The sequence below is a fragment of the Nocardia uniformis NBRC 13702 genome (assembly GCF_001613345.1).
Lineage (GTDB): Bacteria > Actinomycetota > Actinomycetes > Mycobacteriales > Mycobacteriaceae > Nocardia > Nocardia uniformis.
Map to the genome: position 1 here is coordinate 25,107 of NZ_BDCE01000066.1, position 18,508 is coordinate 43,614.

An 18,508-nucleotide genomic window follows, 5' to 3' on the forward strand; every position below is an offset into this window, starting at 1 on the left:
CGGATGACACGGCACCGCCAAGCTTCATGCGAACCCCGATGTGGGTGGCCACCTACGAGGCGCTGACCATCGGACTGGATCACCGTGCCGGGTTGATCGGACGGCTGAAGGACGCCGATATCCTGCGCTTCCGGGCGGGGACCCGACGATTCGTCGCACTGAACCACCCCGACTACGTCGATCACGTCCTGCACGCCGGGCGGCTGAAGTATCGGAAATCGTTCGAGTACGAGATGTTGCGCGCGATTCTCGGTGTCAGCCTGTTCACCGATGAGGACGATTCCTGGCAGCGGCATCGCACGCTGCTCAACCCGATGTTCGCCCGCCGTCACCTCAACAGCCTGCTCGACTTGATGATCGAGCCGATTCAGGCGCGGATTGATTCTCTCGAGGCCGAGACCGGCCGCATCGAGATCGACATGGTTGGCGAGATGGTCCAGATGACGCTGAACGTGGTGGGAAACGCGTTGTTCGGGGAACAGTTCGGGCCGATCGCGCTGAAGATGTCGGATCTGGTGACCGGTGGTTTGCGTTTCGCCGAACGGCTCGAGCGGGTGTTCGTGGTCGCCGCACCACCCACATGGGCGTGGCGGGCCACGGCTCGAGTGGCATTCACTCCGGTTCCGCTGCCGCCGCCGTTCCGCAAGATTCAGCGGATCGTCCGGCTGCTGGATGACGAGGTGTGGACACTGGTGCGTGAGCGCGACGTACACCGCACCGACAGCCCGGATCTGCTCAATCATCTGCTCACCGCATCCGATGAGCAGGGTTCACTGCCATTGCGACGTGTCCGTGACGAGGCGCTGACCTTCATGCTGGCCGGGCACGAAACCACCGCCAACGCACTGTCGTGGATGTGGTACCTGCTCGCACTGAATCCGCAGGCTCGGGCCCGGCTGCTCGACGAGGTCGACACCGTACTCGACGGACGCCGGCCAACGGTGGCCGACGTCTCCCGATTGCCTTGGACCACAGCATGTTTCCAGGAGGCGATGCGCTACTTCTCGCCCGCCTGGGTGATCCCGCGGGTGGCCGTCGAGGACGATGTGATCGGCCGACACCGGATCCGGCGCGGCACCACCGTGATCATGCCGACCCACCACATCCACCACGACCCACGGTGGTGGACCGACCCCGAGGAGTTCGATCCCTCCCGGTTCCTGCCCGGCGCGGGAAAGGGCCGACCGCGATCGGCGTATCTGCCTTTCGGCGGCGGCAAACGCATCTGCATCGGCTCCAGTTTCGCCCTGATGGAGTCGGTGCTGATCACCGCCATGTTGAGCCAGAAGTACGTCTTCGACCTGGTACCCGGTCACCCGGTCGAACCCGAGGCAACGCTGACTCTGCGCCCGCGCGACGGGCTGCGAATGATCGCCCGCCGCAGGGAGATCCAACGGTGAACGGCATCGAACCCCGCGATGCGCTGGTGCTGATCACCGGCGCGGGCCACGGCATCGGCGCGGCGACCGCCCGGCGCTACGCCCGCTCGGGCGCCACCGTCGTGGCCGTCGACATCGACGAGGACGCCGCACGCGCCACCGCACGGGACTGCGGCGCGCAGGGCGTACCCGCACACGCCCGCCGCTGCGACGTCGGCGACGCGGAAGCGGTTGCCGAGCTGGCGAAATCGGTGTCGGAGGACATCGGCGAGATCGACATCGTTGTCAATAACGCCGGAGTCGGTGTGGGCGGGCCGTTTCTGGACACCAGCCTCGACGACTGGACCTGGCTGCGGTCGGTGAATCTCGACGGTGTGATCCACGGGTGTCACATCTTCGGCGCCGCGATGGCCGAACGCGGCCGGGGGCAGCTGGTCAACATCGCCTCGGGAGCGGGTTACCTCCCGAACCGTCGCATGGCCACCTACTGCGCGTCCAAGGCCGCGGTGATCATGTTCTCCCGATGCCTGCGCGCCGACCTGCGCCCGCGCGGGGTCGGGGTGAGTGTCGTCTGCCCGGGTGTGATCAATACCGGAATCCTGGACCGCACCCGGCTACGAGGCAACGCCCTGAACGAACGGGACTGGTTCGCACGGGCTTTCGACCACAGTCACTCCCCCGACACGGTGGCGAAGGCCGTCGTCCGCGCTGCCGCACATGATCGCTCGTTCGTTCCGGTCGGCGCCGAGGTTCGGCTGGCCCACCACCTGCTGCGGCTGACTCCGGGCCCGATCGTGGACCTGGCGGCACGGATATGACTGTCACGCAAAGCCGATACGACCGCGAGACGGTGGTCCTCGGCGGCGTCCGGACACGCTGCCTCCGCGCACCCGGCCGCAGCCCCACGGTGGTGCTGCTGCACGGGTTCACCGATTCCGCGGACACCTGGCGCCCGCTGCTCCGCGAGCTGGCCGACCGCGGCCTGCGCGCGGCCGCGGTGGATCTGCCACATTTCGGTGCCGCCGACCGGCCAATCAGCGACACCGTGCTCGGCGGATACGACTCGTTCGCTGCGGCGGCGATCGACTATTTCGACAGTGGCGACGGAGTGGTCCTGGTCGGCAATTCCGTTGGCGGACTGGTGGCCCTGCGTGCCAGCCAGGATCCACGGCCCGGCATTCGCGCAGTGGTGGCCATCGGTCCTGCCGGGCTGCACACGCCCCAATGGCTGCGCACCCTGAGCCGAGCGACACCCCTGCTGGCTCTGCTGTCGCGGGCCCCCGTGCCCTCGGTCACCAGCTTCGGACCGCTGCTGCCGGCGGTGTGGGCCGCGCTGTTCTCCCTGGCCGTAGCACGAGGCAGGCTGACCCCCGCGACAAAAGACCACTACGCCTCACATATTCACACCGGCGACGTGAAACGGGTGCTGGCACTGGGCCTTCGCACCATTACCGAGCTGATCGACCCCGCTGTCGTGGACCCGGCCCGATTCGCCGTCCCGGTCACCCTGATCTGGGGCCGCCACGACTGGATCTGTCCCCCGACCGGAGCAAAGACAGTACTGGACATCCGGCGTGCGGATGTCGATGTCGATGTCGTGATCTACCCCGACGCGGGGCACTGCACCCAACTCGAGCGCCCGGCCGATATCGCCGTCCGCATAACGACTCTCATCGCCGACACGGCCCACGGCCGCACGACCGCACTCGAAGGATGACAGCCATGACCGACACCCTGTCCACCGATCACGAGATCGTCGTGATCGGTGCCGGATTCTCCGGTATCGGATTCGCCATCAAAGCCAAGGCCGCCGGATACACCGATCTGCTGATCGTCGACGACGCCGACGGTGTCGGCGGCACCTGGCACTGGAACACCTATCCCGGTGTGGCCGTGGATATTCCCTCCTTCAGCTACCAGTACTCCTTTGCCCAGCGGCCCACCTGGTCGCGCACCTACGCCCCGGGCCGCGAGCTGAAGCAGTACGCCGAGCACTGCGTCGACAAGTACGGCATCCGTCCCCATCTACGCCTGAGTACCTCGATCGTCGCGGCCGAGTACGACGAGACCCGCAATCGATGGATACTGACCACAGGATCGGGCGGGTCGATCACCGCGCGTTTCGTCGTGAACGCCGCCGGGGTGCTGACTCGCCCGAAACTGCCGGACATCGCGGGACTCGAGGATTTCGCGGGCATCGCCATGCACACCGCGCGCTGGGATCACCGGATCGAGTTGCGCGGAAAGAAGGTGGGGATCGTCGGCACCGGCGCTTCCGCGGTGCAGGTCATACCGGAGATCGCCGCCGAGGCGAAGCGGTTGACGGTGTTCCAGCGCACGCCGATCTGGTGTCTGCCGAAACTTGATGTGCGGCTCACGAAACCAGCCACCTGGGCGCTCGAGCATCTCCCGCCGGTGGGGTCGGCGGCTCGGTTGGCCAGTCAGGCGTTCGTGGAAGTGACCTTCCCGATCGCCGCCCACTACGGCCGAGTCCTGCCCGCGGGCCGGATCGGCGAACGGATCGCCACCGCCTACCTGCGCGCCCAGGTGCACGACCCGGACATACGCGAAAAGCTCACTCCCCGATACGGTCTCGGCTGCAAACGCCCCAGCTTTCACAACCGCTACCTGGCGACCTTCAACCGACCCAACGTCCACCTCGAGACCGACCCGATCGACCACGTCACGGCCGACGCGATCCACACCGTCACGGGAACCGCGCACGAGCTCGACATCTTGATCCTGGCAACCGGATTCAAGGTCATGGACTCGGGCAATATGCCCACCTACGACCTCACCGGCAGCGACGGCCGCAATCTCGAGAAGTGGTGGGACGAGCACAGGCTGCAGTCCTACGAGGGGGTCAGCGTTCCCGGATTCCCCAACCACTTCGCCATCTTCGGCCCCTACGGCTACAACGGATCCTCCTACTTCGCCCTCATCGAAGCCCAGACCCGGCACATCCTGCGCTGCCTCGACCACGCCCGTCACCTGGGCGCCGAACGGATCGAGGTGACCGACGCCGCCAACACGCGCTACTTCACCGAAATGCTCACCCGCCGCAAGAACCAGATCTTCTGGCAACCCAGCTGCGCCCACGCCAACAGCTACTACTTCGACAAACACGGCGATGTCCCACTGCGCGCGGCGAGCACCCTCGAAACCGCCTGGCGCAGTCGACGATTCAACCTGCGCGACTACGATTTCGGGCGGGCGTCCCAGTCTCGCTCCGTCCGGGCGGCGATTACCGATTGACCGTCGGTGCGTTCTATCCGGCGTTGACCACCCCGGAGTCGGGGTGCTGTGCGCGCCGTGTGCGCAGGTTCTCGGCGACCTCGGCTTCCCATGCCTCGTTGGCTTTGGCGGTGTCGACCTCGAATTCGAAGCGCCGCACCGACTTCGGGTCGATATCGGCGACGTCGACGTAGAACTGGTCGTACCAGCGGCGCAGCTGGTACACCGGCCCGTCCTCCTCGCAGAGCAGCGGATTCTCGATCTTCGATTTGTGTTTCCAGATCTCGACATCCTGCAGGAAGCCGACGCTGATGCCCTCGGTCATCTTGGCGGCCAGCTGACTGGCGGCCCGGTCCGCAAGGCCGCGGGGCTTCTCCAGGGTGATGCCCCACTGCAGCACGAAGGAGTCCTGCGTGACCGGGTAGTGGCAATTGACCAGGACGCTTCGGACCTCGAAGCCGCTGTAGATGTTGGTCAGCGGGTTGATCATGTACGACGGACCGAAGTAGGACGCCTCCGATCTCAACAGCGTGTCGCCGCCGTACTTGGTGGCCATGCCGATATCGGGACGGCCCTTGGTCTCCAGGTACTGGGTCGCGACATGGCCCTCGAAGACATTCTTGAAGTACGTCGGGAAGGCGTAGTGGATATAGAAGAAGTGCGCCATATCCACGATATTGTCGATGATCTCGCGGCAGTTGGAGCCCTCGATGAGGATCGACTGCCAGGTCCACGGAGTCCAGCCGCCGTGGTGGGCCTCGGCGTCCTTTCCATCGGCATCGCTGTACGGACCCCCGATGTACGGGATGGTGATACCGGCCGGCGGCGGGTTGCCCTCATGGTCATGCCAGACGAATAGCTGACCGTTGCGCTCCAGTGTCGTCCACGTGCGGGTACGGGCCAGCGGCGAGACGCGCCGCGCGTAGGGGATGTCGGTGCAGGTGCCGTCGCCGCTCCAGCGCCAATCGTGGAATGGGCAGGCGACGGAGTCGCCCTTGACCTCGCCCATGGACAGGTCGCCGCCGAGGTGGCGGCAGTAGGCGTCGAGTACCTGCAGATCGCCGTGGCCGTCGGCCCAGACGACCAGCTTGGTGCCGAAGGCGTTGACCGAGTGCGGTTTGCCGTCCCGGAAGCCCTGCGCCAGGCCCAGGCAGTGCCAGCCTCGGGCGTAACGGGTCGGCGCGGTTCCCACGTCGATCTCGCGGACCTTCCTGCCACGCCCCTGCGGGGTTGCAATCACCACTGCCCTCCTTTGTAACACGTTCTAGTTATGCGTCAGTTTCGGGCAGGTGGTCACATCGGCACAATGGCCGAAAGACCCTACCCTCGAGCTGCCGGTCGCGTGCGTCGATCCGCGGACTACCATCCGGCTCGACTTACCGATCCAGGTCGGGGTTCACGCGAATCGGCTCCGAGCGGTACCGGCTGGTCGGGCCGTCGATACCGAGTAGTTTCCAAACGCGCTTGGAGATCGAGTTGAGGAGGCCGAGGTCCTTGGCCAGAGCCCGCACATCGATGAAGTAGTCGCTGAAGACCTGCCGGGCTTCCTTCGAGCCGTAGTACAGCTCCTCGCGAACCCCGGCCGGGATATCGAATTCCTCGAAGAATGCCTTGGGCGGTGTCGCGATGGATCGGCCGAGGATCCACATGACAATCGGCATGGCGATCGACAGCACCATTCGGCTCGCCGAGTTCCGCTGCGGCACATGGTGCCGGAGGAATTCGTGCGCGAAGGAGATGTGTCGCGCCTCCTCCGCGATGTGGATGGCCATGACGCCCCGCATAATCGGGTGCACGTCTTCGCCGGAACGCAGGACCGCCTTCTGAATGTGGTCGATCGGTTCCTCGCCGGCCAGCACCGCCATGAAGAACAGGCTCGGGAACAGCACGGCGACCGGCACGCCGAGGTGTCGCAGCTGACGCACCAGCTGACCCATCCCCGGCACGTCGACGCCGATCCGGTTGACCATCTCCTGGAACATCAGGGTGTGGTAGTGCTCCTCGATCATTTCGTGGGAGCAGTAACGGAACTCGGGCGAACCGTTCGGCAGCCCGAAGACGTGCTGCTGCATGCCGCTGATCAGAATCGATTCGAACTGCAGACCCACCTTGGCGATATTGGCCTGGCGGTACTTGCCGATGGCGATCTTGTCTTCGTCGGACAGCGCCAGATACCACGGGTGGCGACCGAGCGGGTCCGCCGATACCGGCAGGATCCACCGCTTCGGGTCGGCATCGACATCGAAATCCGGGTTGTCCCAATCGATATCGACGAACGGGTCGAAGTGCTTGTTCACCGATCCCTCGGACAGCAGCAGCAGTGTGCGCGCGTACTCCCGCGCTTCGGCGACAACTGGGTCATCGGACGTGGTGGCTGTGTTCGTCATCGTCACAGCGTCCGTCTGGACACCGGCACCGGAATAGGGCCTTTGGTCACTATACGTAACTCTCGTTCACAGATACCGTCCGAATAGCCAGCGGGACGAGAGCACCCGGCAAGACCAGACGAAATGAGACCTCAATGACGCGGCATGTCGACGTACTGATTATCGGCGCGGGGCTGTCCGGGATCGGGATGGCCTGCCATCTCACCCGCGCGCAGACCGGGCGCAGCTACCTCGTCCTGGAACGCCGCACCGCGATCGGCGGCACCTGGGACCTGTTCCGCTATCCCGGCATCCGCTCCGATTCGGACGTGTGCACCTTCGGCTACGAGTTCCGGCCGTGGACCGGCACCAAGGTACTCGCCGACGGCCCGCACATCCGCCAGTACATCGAGGACACCGCCACCGAATACGGTGTGACGCCACATATCCGCTTCGGCCGCAAGGTGACGGCGGCGAACTGGTCCAGCGCGGAAGGCATCTGGACCGTCGAGGTGGTCGACGAGCAGAGCGGTATGACCGAGACCTACACCAGCGACTTCCTGGTCGGCTGCACCGGTTACTACGACTACGACCACGGTTACCGGCCGGAATTCCCCGGCGAGAGCAACTTTCGCGGTCGCATAGTGCATCCGCAGCACTGGCCCGAAGATCTCGATTACCGAGGCAAACACGTGGTCGTGATCGGCAGCGGCGCGACAGCCATCACCTTGATTCCGGCGATGAGCGAGGACACCGCGCACATCACCATGTTGCAGCGCTCCCCCACCTATATCGCGTCGCTGCCCGCCGACGATCCGGTCGCGGTCGTCATGAAACTGGCGAAACTACCTGCCGCACTGGCGTATCGAGCGAGTCGCGCCCGCAATATCGCCTTGCAGCGCGCCGTCTACCAGCTGTCGCGCAAGCATCCCGGCCTCGTCCGCGGACTGTTACTCGCCGCGGTCCGACGGCAGATCGGCGGGGATATCGACATCCGCGACTTCACCCCCGACTACAACCCATGGGATCAGCGGCTGTGCGTCGTACCCGACGGCGACCTGTTCAAGGCGCTCCGCAGCGGTAGGGCAACCATTGTCACCAACCGCATCGAGACCTTCACCGAGACCGGTATCCGGCTCACGTCCGGCCGGGAACTGCCCGCCGACATCGTGATCAGCGCGACCGGCCTGACCGTGCAGATGCTCGGCGGCGTGACCCTGACAGTGGACGGTGCACCTGTAACGACACGCGAAAAGGTGCTCTACAAGGGCACTTTGATCGACGGTGTCCCGAATGCGATGGTGGTGCTCGGTTACACGAACGCTTCCTGGACGCTGAAAGCCGACCTGGCCGCCGAGTACTTCTGCCGGATCCTCAACCATATGAGAGCGTGCGGCTTCACGAAGGTGGTGGCGGTAGCCGACGACGGTGACCGCGGCGAGCAATCGCTCATGGGTGATGTGCTGTCCTCCGGCTACATTCGACGAGGTGACGCGGTAATGCCCAGACAGGGCACCCGCGGTCCGTGGCAGGTCGTCAACAACTACTTCCGCGACCGCACCCTGCTGCGCGAAGCACCACTGGAGGACGGCATCCTCACCTTCGACGGCGCGAAGAGCACCGCGCCACAGCAGCGTTCGGTGCGCCAACGCGCCGTCCGGTGACCAAATGCCCTGCGGGGCGGGAGGGATGACCGTATCCGGCGAGTGCAGCCATCGTGAGACTCGAAGTATGTGTGTCCGGTGACGACGTCCGCACTGTGCCGGATCGTTCGATGGTGCTCGCGGCCATGGAATCCGCGGCTCGCGCACGCGTTACCGCCACGCGTCGACGACTGCCGACGGGCTCGACGTCGTGGATCCGGGTCCGCTGTTCGAGTCGGCCACGCCGATACCGGCGGCGCGGTCGAGCAGGATGACACCGGCGATGAGCAGCACGGCGAGCAGTAGGACGCCGAGGCCGATCGGGGCCTGAGGTATCCGGAATGTCGATTCCTTTGTGCCCATGCTCATTTGACCTCCGCCGGTTGCCGTTCCTCGACCGCATGCGACTTCGAGCCGAACCCCACGTGGGCCTCGGCGCGCATGCGGTCGATCATGTGCGGGTAGTGCAGCTCGAATGCCGGACGCTCCGAACGAATCCGCGGCAGCTCATAGAAGTTGTGTCGGGGCGGCGGGCAGGAGGTCGCCCACTCCAGGGAGTTGCCGTAACCCCACGGGTCGTCCACGGTCACGACCTCGCCGTAACGGTAGGACTTGAAGACGTTCCACAGGAACGGCAGCATCGATGCGCCCAGGACGAAGGCCCCGATGGTCGATATCTGGTTCAGCAGGGTGAAGCCGTCGTCGGGTAGATAGTCGGCGTACCGGCGCGGCATACCCTGATTGCCGAGCCAATGCTGAGCCAGAAACGTCAGGTGGAAACCGAGGAACGTGGTCCAGAAGTGCCACTTACCGAGGCGCTCGTCCATCATGCGACCGGTCATCTTCGGGAACCAGAAGTAGATTCCGGCGAAGGTCGCGAACACCACCGTACCGAACAGGGTGTAGTGGAAATGCGCCACCACGAAATACGTGTCGGACAAATGGAAGTCCAGCGGCGGCGAGGCCAGAATGACACCGGTCAGACCGCCGAAGAGAAAGCTCACCAGGAAGCCGAGGGAGAACAGCATCGGTGTCTCGAAGGTCAGCTGACCTCGCCACATGGTGCCGATCCAGTTGAAGAACTTCACTCCCGTCGGCACGGCGATGAGGAAGGTCATGAACGAGAAGTACGGCAGCAGAACGGCTCCGGTGGCGTACATGTGGTGCGCCCACACCGCGATGGACAGCGCCGCGATGCCCAGGGTCGCGTAGACCATGCCGGTGTAGCCGAACAACGGTTTACGGCTGAATACCGGCAGGATCTCGGAGACGATGCCGAAGAACGGCAGCGCGATCACATACACCTCGGGGTGACCGAAGAACCAGAACAGGTGCTGGAACAGCATGGTGCCACCGGAGGCCGGGTCGTAGATGTGCCCACCGAGATGCCGGTCGTAGTACAGCGCCAATGCGGCAGCGGTCAACAGCGGAAACACCAGCAGGACAAGAAAACTCGCGACCACCACATTCCAGGTGAAGATGGGCAGCCGGAACATGGTCATGCCCGGGCAGCGCAGGCAGACCACGGTGGTGAGCATATTGACCGCGCCCAGGATGGTCCCCAGACCCGAGACGCCCACACCCAGAATCCACATATCCGCACCCACTCCGGGCGAGTGGATCATGTCGCTCAACGGCACATACGCCGTCCACCCGAAATCCGCCGCACCGCCCGGCGTGACGAAGCCCGCGGTCGCCAGCGTCGCGCCGAACAGGTACAGCCAGTAGCTGAGTGCGTTCAAACGCGGAAAGGCAACATCGGGTGCGCCGATCTGCAAGGGCAGCAGGATATTCGCGAAGCCGAAGATGATCGCGGTCGCGTAGAACAGCAACATGATCGTGCCGTGCATGGTGAACAGCTGGTTGAACTGTTCCGGCGACAGGAACTGCATGCCCGGATGTGCCAGTTCGCCACGCATCAGCAGCGCCATCAAACCCGCGATGAGGAAGAACGACATCGACGTCACCAGATACATCTGCCCGAGCACCTTCGGGTCGGTGGTGGTGACCATCTTGTAGGCGAACGAGCCCTTCGGCGCGCGCCGCGCCGGATACGGCCGCACGGCCCGCACGTCCGCCGCTGACTTCGGTGATACCGCAGTCACCCGATTTCCTCCTCGCAATCCGTCCCCCGGACTTACCGAATTCCCCTTGGCGCCCGACGAATTGAGCACGGGCAAACAGACGGTATTTACGAACGCCCCCATGTGAACACCCCCGCGAACCGACCGGTGACTTGTGGCCGGACGACTGATGACCTTGGTCCTCTCGCCCAAGGTATGAAGCCCTGACGGACAACCTCACAGCCAACAACGCTGACGACCGCGGATGCGGTGGACGAGGAGCGAACTCGGCGCAGTGCCACAGTCCGTCGGACTCGCACCGAACGTGGGGTCGATTACGGCAGCGGCTCGACGGTGTCGTTATCAGGGGCGATCAGCCCGAGGTCGGCGTCGTAGCGGCGGTACAGCAGGTGCCCGCGGCCGGTGTCGGCGTCGGTGTAGAAGAGGAATGGCAGCCCGCCGTCGCAGATTCGCTCCACCGCACAGGTTTCGGTCAGCGCGGGCGCGGGACGCGGATTCGTGACCAAGGCCCCGGGCTGCGATGCGGCGGCCGAAGCGCGCGGTGGCCGGACGTGATGTTGGCGGGCCAGTCGCAGGCCGGAGGGTCCGGCGCGGTAGACGATGGCGTCTTCACCGGTTTCGGAGTCGGTGAACAGGTGCGTGTCGTAGTCCATGGCATCCATTGCCGCAGCGGCCGTCAGCGGTTCGTCGGCGCGCAGGGCGATCGCTTTGCGACGGGTGATCCGTCCCGCGCCGGGAGCATCCAACGCCAGCCGCGTCGGATCCGGCCACGACCGCTGCCGCCACGTTTCCCGCAGCGCCAGGAGCTGCCGTTCCAAGCGCAGGACCACCGGGAGCGCTTCGCCGGGCCCGTAGATGAGCGTTTGGATGCGGACCGGTGTCCGCGCCACCCGCAGATTGACCTGAACGAGCATGGGCCCGAAACCGCAGTTGGGACCGGTGATTCGGACTCGGACACCGCCGGTGACATCGAACCGCGCCAGCAGTCGGCCCACCGCACCGGAGATCCGCTCACCCTCGAGCTTCGGCACCCGGCCTCCGGCGAATACGACAATGCCGGGAAACGCCGTGGACGACCACGCCTCGGACACGCGCAACACCGCTCGACCTCACTTCACAGAACTCGACGCGACACGAATCACCCCGCCTCGGACCAAGAGCATCCCGCGCCGCCGGAACGGCGCCATAGGGTCCAAAGTCCCCCTGTCCGTGGACACTTGTCCCGATCGCCCATCACACCGGTCTCCAGGTGCTACCCGGGTTCCATCCCTGCCGAGCCAGGGATCGCTGGGTTGTACCCGATCGATAACGGGGTTGGACAGCGACAGGTCGACGCACAGTGCGATCAACACGATGGCGGGCAGCCGGACCCGATACTTGTCCCGCGCAGTCCGCGGCCAGACGATTCGGACTGATCGCCCGGAAAGCCCCAGTCATGGCAGCCGAAGCATTGGACGAACTGGCCAACCGAGGACATCACGGGCATGCGTGAACCGTCATGTCCGGACCGCCGACGACCTCGAAGTCGCCGACGCCGGGTCGGGTGCGATCAGTTCGAGGTTCGGGAAGTAGGTCAGGACCGCCCTCGTCGGTAGCGGGGAACCGGCCGCTGCTCATGCTCGGTAACGACAACCCGCGATGGTTGAATCGTGAGAACTGGGAACCATTGTGGCCCAACGGCTCCGGAGTGAAGATTCCGCTGCGCCTGTCGGGAACCGAGCACATGTCCTTCAATGACGTCGGGCTGATTCTGCCGCAGTTCACCGCCAATGGGTTACTGCCCGCGGCCAACGCAGTCGATCGTGGGAAGCGTCGACCCCGCGCACTCCATTGATCTGCAACGCACCTATTCACGCACCTACTTCGATTTTCCTTCGGCCGGGTCGGTGGCGGCATCCCTGAAACGATCGAAGGTCTGACACAACCGGGCATCTATCCGCACCCCTGACCAAACCCTGCAACCCTGCACATCGCGCGATAGTCGGCAGGAGCCTGCACAGCCGGGCGGCCGTGAAGCCGTCGGCTTGCCACCGCGGCCGGTCGTCATTTCCTCGCCCGGCCACGTAGGCGCGACCAGCACGGTGAGCCCGTTGGTCAACGCCTGATCGAGCACGGCTTCGCGACGCCGAACTGGTGGGTCAACGTATAGCGCAAACGCCGCACTAGTGACAGTCCGCGGCCAGAGGATCTGGACTGATCGCCCGGAAAGCCCCGGTCATGACAGCCGAAGCGTTGGACGAACTGGCCAACCGAGGACGTCACGGGGCATGCGCGAACCCTCATGTCCGGACCGTCGACGACCTCGAAAGCCGCCTACACCAGGCCGGGGTGCGGGTTGTCGCCGCGACCATGGCGGCTGCGGCCAGATGCCGGCGGGACCGAACCGGTCGGGTGAAGGGAGAGGCGATAGATTGCCGCGTCGTCGAATGTTGGCTGGGCGGTGCGGGTTTCGGTGCGATCGTGTGGCTGGATCCTCCGATTCTCTTGCCTGACCGAAGAATCGATGTCTTGCATTGAGATCGATCGGCTGTTAATGATCTTGATTATGACTATCCGACGTCTTCCTCTCATTGCAGCCACCATCGGCTCGGCCACCGCACTGAGTTTCATCTCGGGCACGACCGCGACCGCGACACCACCGCTCGCCCCACCGGTGATCGAGGACATCTTCGCGGTAACCGGAACCGTGTCCGTGAAGTTCCACAATCCGAACGACACGGGTGTGTGCTGGATATACAACGAAGAGAACGGTGAGATCTTCGGTGGCGACAATCCGACATCCTTCGCCACTCCCGACGGCCTGATGATCCAGACGTCACTGGGCAACGGGCAGCTCCCCGCCGGCACAATGCGGGTGCGCGGCGCATGCGCGTTCGTGCCCCCGTCGACCGGAGGGTCCGACCACAGCTCGATCACCGATGTGTACGTCGTCGAACTTCCGACCAACCCCAACACCCCGCCGACCGGCAGCTTCGGCTGACTCGTCATCACTACCGGCCGGATCGCGGCGGTCGCGGCGCCGCAAAGCGGCTGCCAACCCGATGAAAGTCACCCCGGAACCAATGGTTCCGGGGCCACTCTTGGTAGTAGCGGGGACAGGGTTGAACCTGCGACCTCTGGGTTATGAGCCCAGCGAGCTGCCGAGCAACTCCCCGGCAGATAAATCGCGAAAGTGTTGCGAGGGTGACGTTTCAGTGACTAGCTTTGCGTAATCCACTGGCAGAGAATGTCAGACCTGTGATTAGGCGAGAACTCGGTGATCGGCAGCAAATTCCTTCGCACGACCTCAGGACGATGGCGTCAGACCCTCAGTGTTCGGACCAGGGTGCTGGTCATTGTGCTCATTCCCAGTATCGCGTTGCTCGCGATCGGGATAGGCGGATCCGCCTATCTGGTGCAGAGCGGTCGAGAGGCGAATCGGTTCGCTGAGCTGGCGCGCGGCACCTCCGGGCCGTCGATCATGATGATCGAGGCGTTCCAGGAGGAGCGCAGGCTTTCGCTATTGTTCCTGGCGGGCGACGACTCGGCCGGGTTCGCATTGCCCGCGGCGCGCCAGCAATCCGATGCGGGGTACGCGGCGGTGGTGGCGCAGGCCAATGCGCTGTCGCAGTTGCGGCCGGATCTGAAGGAGGGCTTCTTCCGGGTCGGTGTCGGCCAGAAGGTGCCGGCGTTGCGGGCAGCGATCGATGCCCGCGCGATCCCGGCCGCAGAGGCATTCACCGCGTACAGCATGGCGGTCGCGGCCATCATCAACGGCTGGCTGATCTCGGCGGACGTCGCACCCGATCCCCATATCGCGGTGGAGCTGTACAAGTCGGTGCACGCACTCCGGGCTGCCGAATCCATTTCGCAGACAAGCGGTTTAGGGTCACTGGTGATGCTCACCGGACAGCTGTCACCGGAGCTGCTGGTGGAACTGGCCGGGTACATCGGCGACGGCCGAGGTGAGGTCGCCTACGTCGGGTCGGTGCTACAGGGGGCGCGACTCGACCAATGGAAGGCGATCACCGCCAGCTCGGAATGGCAGCAGCTGCGCGGCATGGAGGACGCGATAATCCAGCGCGGCCCGGTCCCCGACACCGAAAGCGGCGGTCGAACCTCCAGCAAATCCGTCGAAACGCTGCCGATGACATTGACCCAATGGCAGCAGGTTGCGGGGAAAGTCCGCCACGATCTGTTGAACCTGTGGGAGAACCAAAGCGTCGACGCGCATTTCGCGGCGACCGAGCAGGGCAATCGACTCAACCGGAACTCGCTCCTCGCCGGGGCGGGTGTCCTCTCGCTCGCGCTCCTGGCCTTCCTCGGCGCCCTGACGCTGGCCAACAGGTTCATCGGCCGCCTGCGCCGACTACGCCGTGACACGCTGAAACTGGCCGATGAACGGTTGCCGGACACGATCCGCCGACTCTCGGCCGGCGAGGATTTCGATCAGGACGACGACCGACTGGATTTCGGAGCCGACGAAATCGGCCATGTCGCCGACGCTTTCAACCGCGCGCACCAGGCCGCGGTGGCGGCGGCGGTGGCGGAGGCCAAAACCCGCGCGGGCGTGAACACGGTGTTCGTGAAAATCGCGCACCGGTCCCAGGGCGTGGTGCACCGCCAGCTGGCCCTGCTCGACAAGGCCGAGCGGGAAGAACCGGAACCGGATCGGCTGAAACTGCTGTTCCAGCTCGACCATTTGGCGACCCGAGCCCGGCGCAATGCCGAGAACCTCATCGTGCTCGGCGGTGAACAGCCGGGACGAAAGTGGCGCAATCCGGTGCCGCTGGTCGATGTGGTTCGCGGCGCGGCCGCGGAATCGCTGGACTACACCAGAATTCACGTCCGGAAGCTGCCGGAGACGCAGATCGTCGGACCCGCCGTCACCGATATCATCCACCTGCTGGCCGAACTGGCCGACAATGCCAGCGCGTTCTCCCCGCCGGAGTCGCCGGTCGAGATCACCGGCGGTACGGTCGGCAAGGGGATCGCCATCGAGATCTCCGACCAGGGCCTCGGCATGACGGACGAGGACAGGGCCGCGCGCAACGAGTTGCTGTCGCATCCACCGGATTTCAGCGTCGCCACCCTGTCCGGTGATATCCGCCTCGGCCTGTTCGTGGTCGCGAAACTGGCGGCGCGCCACGGTATTACGGTACGGCTCACGGAATCCGACTACGGCGGCGTGAAAGCCATCGTCCTGATCCCGACCGCACTCACCACCGCCGCCGCGGAGCTGGGTATGGCCGATCCCGTACAGCAGAGCCGGATTCCGGCGCAACCGGAGTACTCATGAACGATTCCGAAGAGTCGTGGTACGACGAGGACGCCGGGCCCGTGGTGCGGCTCTACGCGGTGACGCGTGGCCGCGCCGGAACGCGCCGCACCGATGTGGATATGGTCACCCGCGTGGTGACCTCGAGCTTCGGCCGGCTGCGCCGCCACGAGCCCGAGTACGCGGCCATCGTGGAATTGGCTCGCTCGCCGCTCTCGGTGGCCGAAATCGCCGCCCGTCTGCACCTGCCGATCACCGCGGCCAAAATCCTGGTCGGCGATCTCATCGGTGACGGCGTCCTCGACTTCCGCGCCCCCGTCAGCAGCGACGAGGCGAACGCCCCCGACGACCTGAACGTCCTGCGTGCGGTCCTGAAAGGCATCCAACGACTGTGAGATCCTGTTCGGAGGTGGCCCCGGAGAGAACTTCCGCAGGAGTTTCCCTGGCCACCTCCACACTGGCCACTCGCTGGGATACGAACGGCGACAGCAGCAGGCGACATCGGACGCGCCGATCGGCCGAACCATGGCCGTCTTCGCTGTGCCACACACGCCGGCACCAGCACCAGCACCAGGTAAGCCATGGTTATGAATCCCGACTACATACCAGAATTGGTATGCTATCTGGTATGAGCAAACAGATCACCATCCGACTGCCTGATGAACTAGTCGATTTCGTGGATGCGGAGGTAGCGGCCCAACATTGCCCCAGCCGTGCCGCTCTGGTCGCCGCCGCCCTCGAGCACTACCGCGAACGCGCTATCGGGGAAGCCATCGTCGCCGGATACACCGCCATCCCCGACGGCGAGGGCGACAACCTGGACGAATTCCTGTCCGCCGCAAGCGAATCCGTGTGGAGTGAGGATTGAGACCGATTCACATTGCCGAGCTGGGCACCAAGCCCCGGCCCGTATTGGTACTGACTCGTGAGATCGCCCGCCCGGTCCTGAAGACGGTCACCGTCGCCCCGATCACCAGCACCATCCGCGACATACCGACCGAGGTTCGGCTCGACTCCAGCAACGGGCTGGATCACGACTGCGTGGCGCTGCTCGACAAGATCACCACCATCCCCGCCGCCGCGCTCGGCCGCCGCGTCGGCTTTCTACACCCCGGACAGGAGCAGCACCTGTCCGACGCCGTTCACGCGGCATTCGAACTGAAGTAGACCACCTACCTCATCGAGCCGAGACCGGACGCAAAATGGCACCGTGATTCCGCTGTTTCCCGCCATTTCGACGTGATCGACTGCGGCAACGGCATACCCGCCCAGGGCTATACGCACGCCCCCCGGATCTGGCGCTGCGTGGCTCAGTCTCAATCGGGCGTTCTGGATCGGCGTAGCCCTGATCGGCCGCCACAACCTCGCCCGGTGGCTCGATGAGAGGATGGGCGCATGCCCGTCGTGGAAGCAGTCGTCACTGTCGCGGTCCCGCCGGAACTGGCGTTCGCGGTGTCGCAGACGACCGGCGAGGTCCGCTACCGCTGGGATCCGTTCATCCGCGAACAGCACTTCACCGATGGCGTCACCAGGCCCGGCAAGGGCGTACGCACGTTCACCAGGTCCCGACACGGCTTCACCATGATCAGCGAGTACGTGTCCTATCAGCCGCCCACCAACGCGGGCATGAAGATGATCGAGGGACCCTGGTTCTTCGAGATGCTGGCCGGCGGCTGGCGCTTCGTCCCCGCCGGGGAACCCGGCCACACGCTGGCCACCTGGCGATACAACTTTCGCTGCCGCCCGGCCTGGCTGCGGCCGATCGCCGACCGCATCGGTATCCGGGTCCTGGGCTATGACATCCGCCGCCGCATCGCGGGCTTCGCCGCAGGCTGTGCCGACCCGGTGGTCCTCGACGCGGCTCGCGCCACCCTCGGCGAGCAAGCACCCTGAGCTGACCTGAGCCGGCGGCTCACGATCTGAACTAGGGCCCGTCAGGCGGTCGCCACCGCCATCAGAGCCGCGCGAGCGGCACGGTCGAACGGGGCGGTACCGCCCTCCGCCCGGCACAGAACCTGCGCGCCCTCGAGCAGGCTGACCAACAGGTAAGCGAGATCGACTGCGCCTTCGTGCCTCATTCCAGCGCCGGTGAGCGCGGCCGCGAGTCGATCCGTCCATGCGGCGAAAGTCGTTGCGGCGATACCGCACAGCTCATTACCGTCCATGCCCGCGGGAACGGTGACGGCCGCGATCGCGCAGCCGCTGCCGTGCGCCGAGTCCTCGATCACGGGCCGCGCGAAGTCCAGGAAGGCCCGCACTACCGCGAGCGGATCGGCTCCCGACAATTCCGTCAGCCGCTGTGCGACCTCCTGCCCGTGCATTCTGGTCGCTTCGGCCACCAACTCGGTCTTCCCGCTCGGAAAATGGTGATAGATCGCCCCGCGCGCGGCACCGCTGTGGGCGAGGACCTCGGTGAACGACGTACCCGCCAAACCGTTCCGGCGCAGGCTGTCCACGGCGGCGGCGATCATGCGGTCCCGGGTGGGTTTGGTCATCGAATGCGGCTCCTCCACTTGACTAGTACGGCCATACTAGTGCACGGTGT

The 18,508-nt window shown here is 65.2% G+C and carries 18 protein-coding genes and 1 tRNA gene; 12 read left to right on the forward strand and 7 right to left on the reverse strand.

Annotated elements, in window-relative coordinates:
• Positions 1-26: 26 nt before the first annotated feature.
• Genes NU1_RS24365 through NU1_RS24380 form a run of 4 tightly spaced genes read left to right on the forward strand, consistent with a single transcriptional unit; the run spans position 27 to position 4,634 of the window.
• A complete protein-coding gene (locus NU1_RS24365; RefSeq protein WP_157552984.1) occupies positions 27-1,400 on the forward strand; it encodes a cytochrome P450 in 1,374 nt (457 codons plus the stop codon).
• Positions 1,397-2,197: an SDR family NAD(P)-dependent oxidoreductase gene (locus tag NU1_RS24370; RefSeq protein ID WP_067524554.1), complete on the forward strand. Its 801-nt coding sequence runs from the start codon at positions 1,397-1,399 to the stop codon at positions 2,195-2,197. Before NU1_RS24365 ends, NU1_RS24370 begins: the two co-directional genes overlap by 4 nt.
• The gene (locus NU1_RS24375; RefSeq protein ID WP_067524557.1) at positions 2,194-3,096 is read left to right on the forward strand and encodes an alpha/beta fold hydrolase; all 903 of its coding nucleotides are present in this window, start codon (positions 2,194-2,196) and stop codon (positions 3,094-3,096) included. The genes NU1_RS24370 and NU1_RS24375 overlap by 4 nt, the downstream gene beginning before the upstream one ends.
• Positions 3,097-3,101: 5 nt before the next feature.
• Positions 3,102-4,634 carry a flavin-containing monooxygenase gene (locus NU1_RS24380; RefSeq protein WP_067524559.1) on the forward strand — a complete coding sequence of 511 codons (1,533 nt, stop codon included), beginning with the start codon at positions 3,102-3,104 and terminating at the stop codon, positions 4,632-4,634.
• 13 nt (positions 4,635-4,647) lie between these two features.
• Here the strand turns inward: NU1_RS24380 and NU1_RS24385 are convergent, their stop codons facing one another.
• Together NU1_RS24385 and NU1_RS24390 are read right to left on the reverse strand one after the other, a co-directional pair.
• A complete protein-coding gene (locus NU1_RS24385; protein WP_157552950.1) occupies positions 4,648-5,853 on the reverse strand; it encodes a 3-ketosteroid-9-alpha-monooxygenase, oxygenase component in 1,206 nt (401 codons plus the stop codon).
• Between the two features lie 136 nt (positions 5,854-5,989).
• Entirely contained in the window at positions 5,990-7,000 is a 1,011-nt protein-coding gene (locus NU1_RS24390) for an AurF N-oxygenase family protein (RefSeq protein WP_067524561.1), read from the reverse strand.
• 134 nt (positions 7,001-7,134) lie between these two features.
• Between NU1_RS24390 and NU1_RS24395 the strand changes: the two genes are divergently transcribed.
• Positions 7,135-8,643, forward strand: a complete 1,509-nt coding sequence (locus NU1_RS24395; RefSeq protein WP_067524564.1) for a flavin-containing monooxygenase — start codon at positions 7,135-7,137, stop codon at positions 8,641-8,643.
• A 150-nt stretch (positions 8,644-8,793) separates the two neighbouring features.
• Here NU1_RS24395 and NU1_RS24400 read toward each other — a convergent pair whose 3' ends face one another.
• From NU1_RS24400 to NU1_RS24410, 3 genes are all read right to left on the reverse strand, one after another.
• Positions 8,794-8,991, reverse strand: coding sequence for a hypothetical protein (locus NU1_RS24400; RefSeq protein ID WP_157552953.1), 198 nt, complete (start codon positions 8,989-8,991; stop codon positions 8,794-8,796).
• Positions 8,988-10,634 (reverse strand): aa3-type cytochrome oxidase subunit I, encoded by a 1,647-nt coding sequence (gene ctaD, locus NU1_RS24405; protein ID WP_249384604.1) that lies wholly within the window; start codon positions 10,632-10,634, stop codon positions 8,988-8,990. The genes NU1_RS24400 and ctaD overlap by 4 nt, the downstream gene beginning before the upstream one ends.
• Positions 10,635-11,020: 386 nt before the next feature.
• Positions 11,021-11,806 (reverse strand): sigma 54 modulation/S30EA ribosomal C-terminal domain-containing protein, encoded by a 786-nt coding sequence (locus NU1_RS24410; RefSeq protein ID WP_067524571.1) that lies wholly within the window; start codon positions 11,804-11,806, stop codon positions 11,021-11,023.
• A 515-nt stretch (positions 11,807-12,321) separates the two neighbouring features.
• Here NU1_RS24410 and NU1_RS24415 point away from each other — a divergent pair.
• Entirely contained in the window at positions 12,322-12,540 is a 219-nt protein-coding gene (locus tag NU1_RS24415; RefSeq protein ID WP_067524573.1) for a hypothetical protein, read from the forward strand.
• Positions 12,541-13,251: 711 nt separating this feature from the next.
• Positions 13,252-13,686 (forward strand): hypothetical protein, encoded by a 435-nt coding sequence (locus tag NU1_RS24425; RefSeq protein ID WP_157552956.1) that lies wholly within the window; start codon positions 13,252-13,254, stop codon positions 13,684-13,686.
• A gap of 110 nt (positions 13,687-13,796) precedes the next feature.
• Here NU1_RS24425 and NU1_RS24430 read toward each other — a convergent pair.
• Positions 13,797-13,860: transfer RNA gene (locus NU1_RS24430), tRNA-Met, on the reverse strand.
• Positions 13,861-14,043: 183 nt separating this feature from the next.
• On the opposite strand from NU1_RS24430, the gene NU1_RS24435 reads away from it, so the two are divergent.
• The 5 genes from NU1_RS24435 (at position 14,044) to NU1_RS24455 (ending at position 17,856) form a co-directional block, all read left to right on the forward strand.
• A complete protein-coding gene (locus NU1_RS24435; RefSeq protein ID WP_245720289.1) occupies positions 14,044-15,984 on the forward strand; it encodes a sensor histidine kinase in 1,941 nt (646 codons plus the stop codon).
• The gene (locus tag NU1_RS24440) at positions 15,981-16,358 is read left to right on the forward strand and encodes a DUF742 domain-containing protein (RefSeq protein ID WP_067524579.1); all 378 of its coding nucleotides are present in this window, start codon (positions 15,981-15,983) and stop codon (positions 16,356-16,358) included. The genes NU1_RS24435 and NU1_RS24440 overlap by 4 nt, the downstream gene beginning before the upstream one ends.
• 233 nt (positions 16,359-16,591) lie before the next feature.
• Positions 16,592-16,831 (forward strand): ribbon-helix-helix domain-containing protein, encoded by a 240-nt coding sequence (locus tag NU1_RS24445; RefSeq protein ID WP_067524581.1) that lies wholly within the window; start codon positions 16,592-16,594, stop codon positions 16,829-16,831.
• Positions 16,828-17,130 carry a type II toxin-antitoxin system PemK/MazF family toxin gene (locus tag NU1_RS24450; protein ID WP_067524583.1) on the forward strand — a complete coding sequence of 101 codons (303 nt, stop codon included), beginning with the start codon at positions 16,828-16,830 and terminating at the stop codon, positions 17,128-17,130. The genes NU1_RS24445 and NU1_RS24450 overlap by 4 nt, the downstream gene beginning before the upstream one ends.
• 228 nt (positions 17,131-17,358) lie before the next feature.
• On the forward strand, positions 17,359-17,856 hold the full coding sequence (locus tag NU1_RS24455; protein WP_067524585.1) for an SRPBCC family protein: 498 nt from the start codon (positions 17,359-17,361) through the stop codon (positions 17,854-17,856).
• 41 nt (positions 17,857-17,897) lie between these two features.
• Here NU1_RS24455 and NU1_RS24460 read toward each other — a convergent pair whose 3' ends face one another.
• Entirely contained in the window at positions 17,898-18,458 is a 561-nt protein-coding gene (locus tag NU1_RS24460; RefSeq protein ID WP_067524726.1) for a TetR/AcrR family transcriptional regulator, read from the reverse strand.
• Between the last annotated feature and the right edge of the window lie 50 nt (positions 18,459-18,508).

Coding starts and splice junctions, on each gene's coding strand:
- NU1_RS24365 (WP_157552984.1), top strand. CDS start 27: ATGCGAACCCCGATGTGGGTGGCCACCTACGAGGCGCTGACCATCGGA.
- NU1_RS24375 (WP_067524557.1), top strand. CDS start 2,194: ATGACTGTCACGCAAAGCCGATACGACCGCGAGACGGTGGTCCTCGGC.
- NU1_RS24380 (WP_067524559.1), top strand. CDS start 3,102: ATGACCGACACCCTGTCCACCGATCACGAGATCGTCGTGATCGGTGCC.
- NU1_RS24390 (WP_067524561.1), bottom strand. CDS start 7,000: ATGACGAACACAGCCACCACGTCCGATGACCCAGTTGTCGCCGAAGCG.
- NU1_RS24395 (WP_067524564.1), top strand. CDS start 7,135: ATGACGCGGCATGTCGACGTACTGATTATCGGCGCGGGGCTGTCCGGG.
- NU1_RS24400 (WP_157552953.1), bottom strand. CDS start 8,991: ATGAGCATGGGCACAAAGGAATCGACATTCCGGATACCTCAGGCCCCG.
- ctaD (WP_249384604.1), bottom strand. CDS start 10,634: ATGGTCACCACCACCGACCCGAAGGTGCTCGGGCAGATGTATCTGGTG.
- NU1_RS24415 (WP_067524573.1), top strand. CDS start 12,322: ATGCTCGGTAACGACAACCCGCGATGGTTGAATCGTGAGAACTGGGAA.
- NU1_RS24425 (WP_157552956.1), top strand. CDS start 13,252: ATGACTATCCGACGTCTTCCTCTCATTGCAGCCACCATCGGCTCGGCC.
- NU1_RS24440 (WP_067524579.1), top strand. CDS start 15,981: ATGAACGATTCCGAAGAGTCGTGGTACGACGAGGACGCCGGGCCCGTG.
- NU1_RS24445 (WP_067524581.1), top strand. CDS start 16,592: ATGAGCAAACAGATCACCATCCGACTGCCTGATGAACTAGTCGATTTC.
- NU1_RS24455 (WP_067524585.1), top strand. CDS start 17,359: ATGCCCGTCGTGGAAGCAGTCGTCACTGTCGCGGTCCCGCCGGAACTG.
- NU1_RS24460 (WP_067524726.1), bottom strand. CDS start 18,458: ATGACCAAACCCACCCGGGACCGCATGATCGCCGCCGCCGTGGACAGC.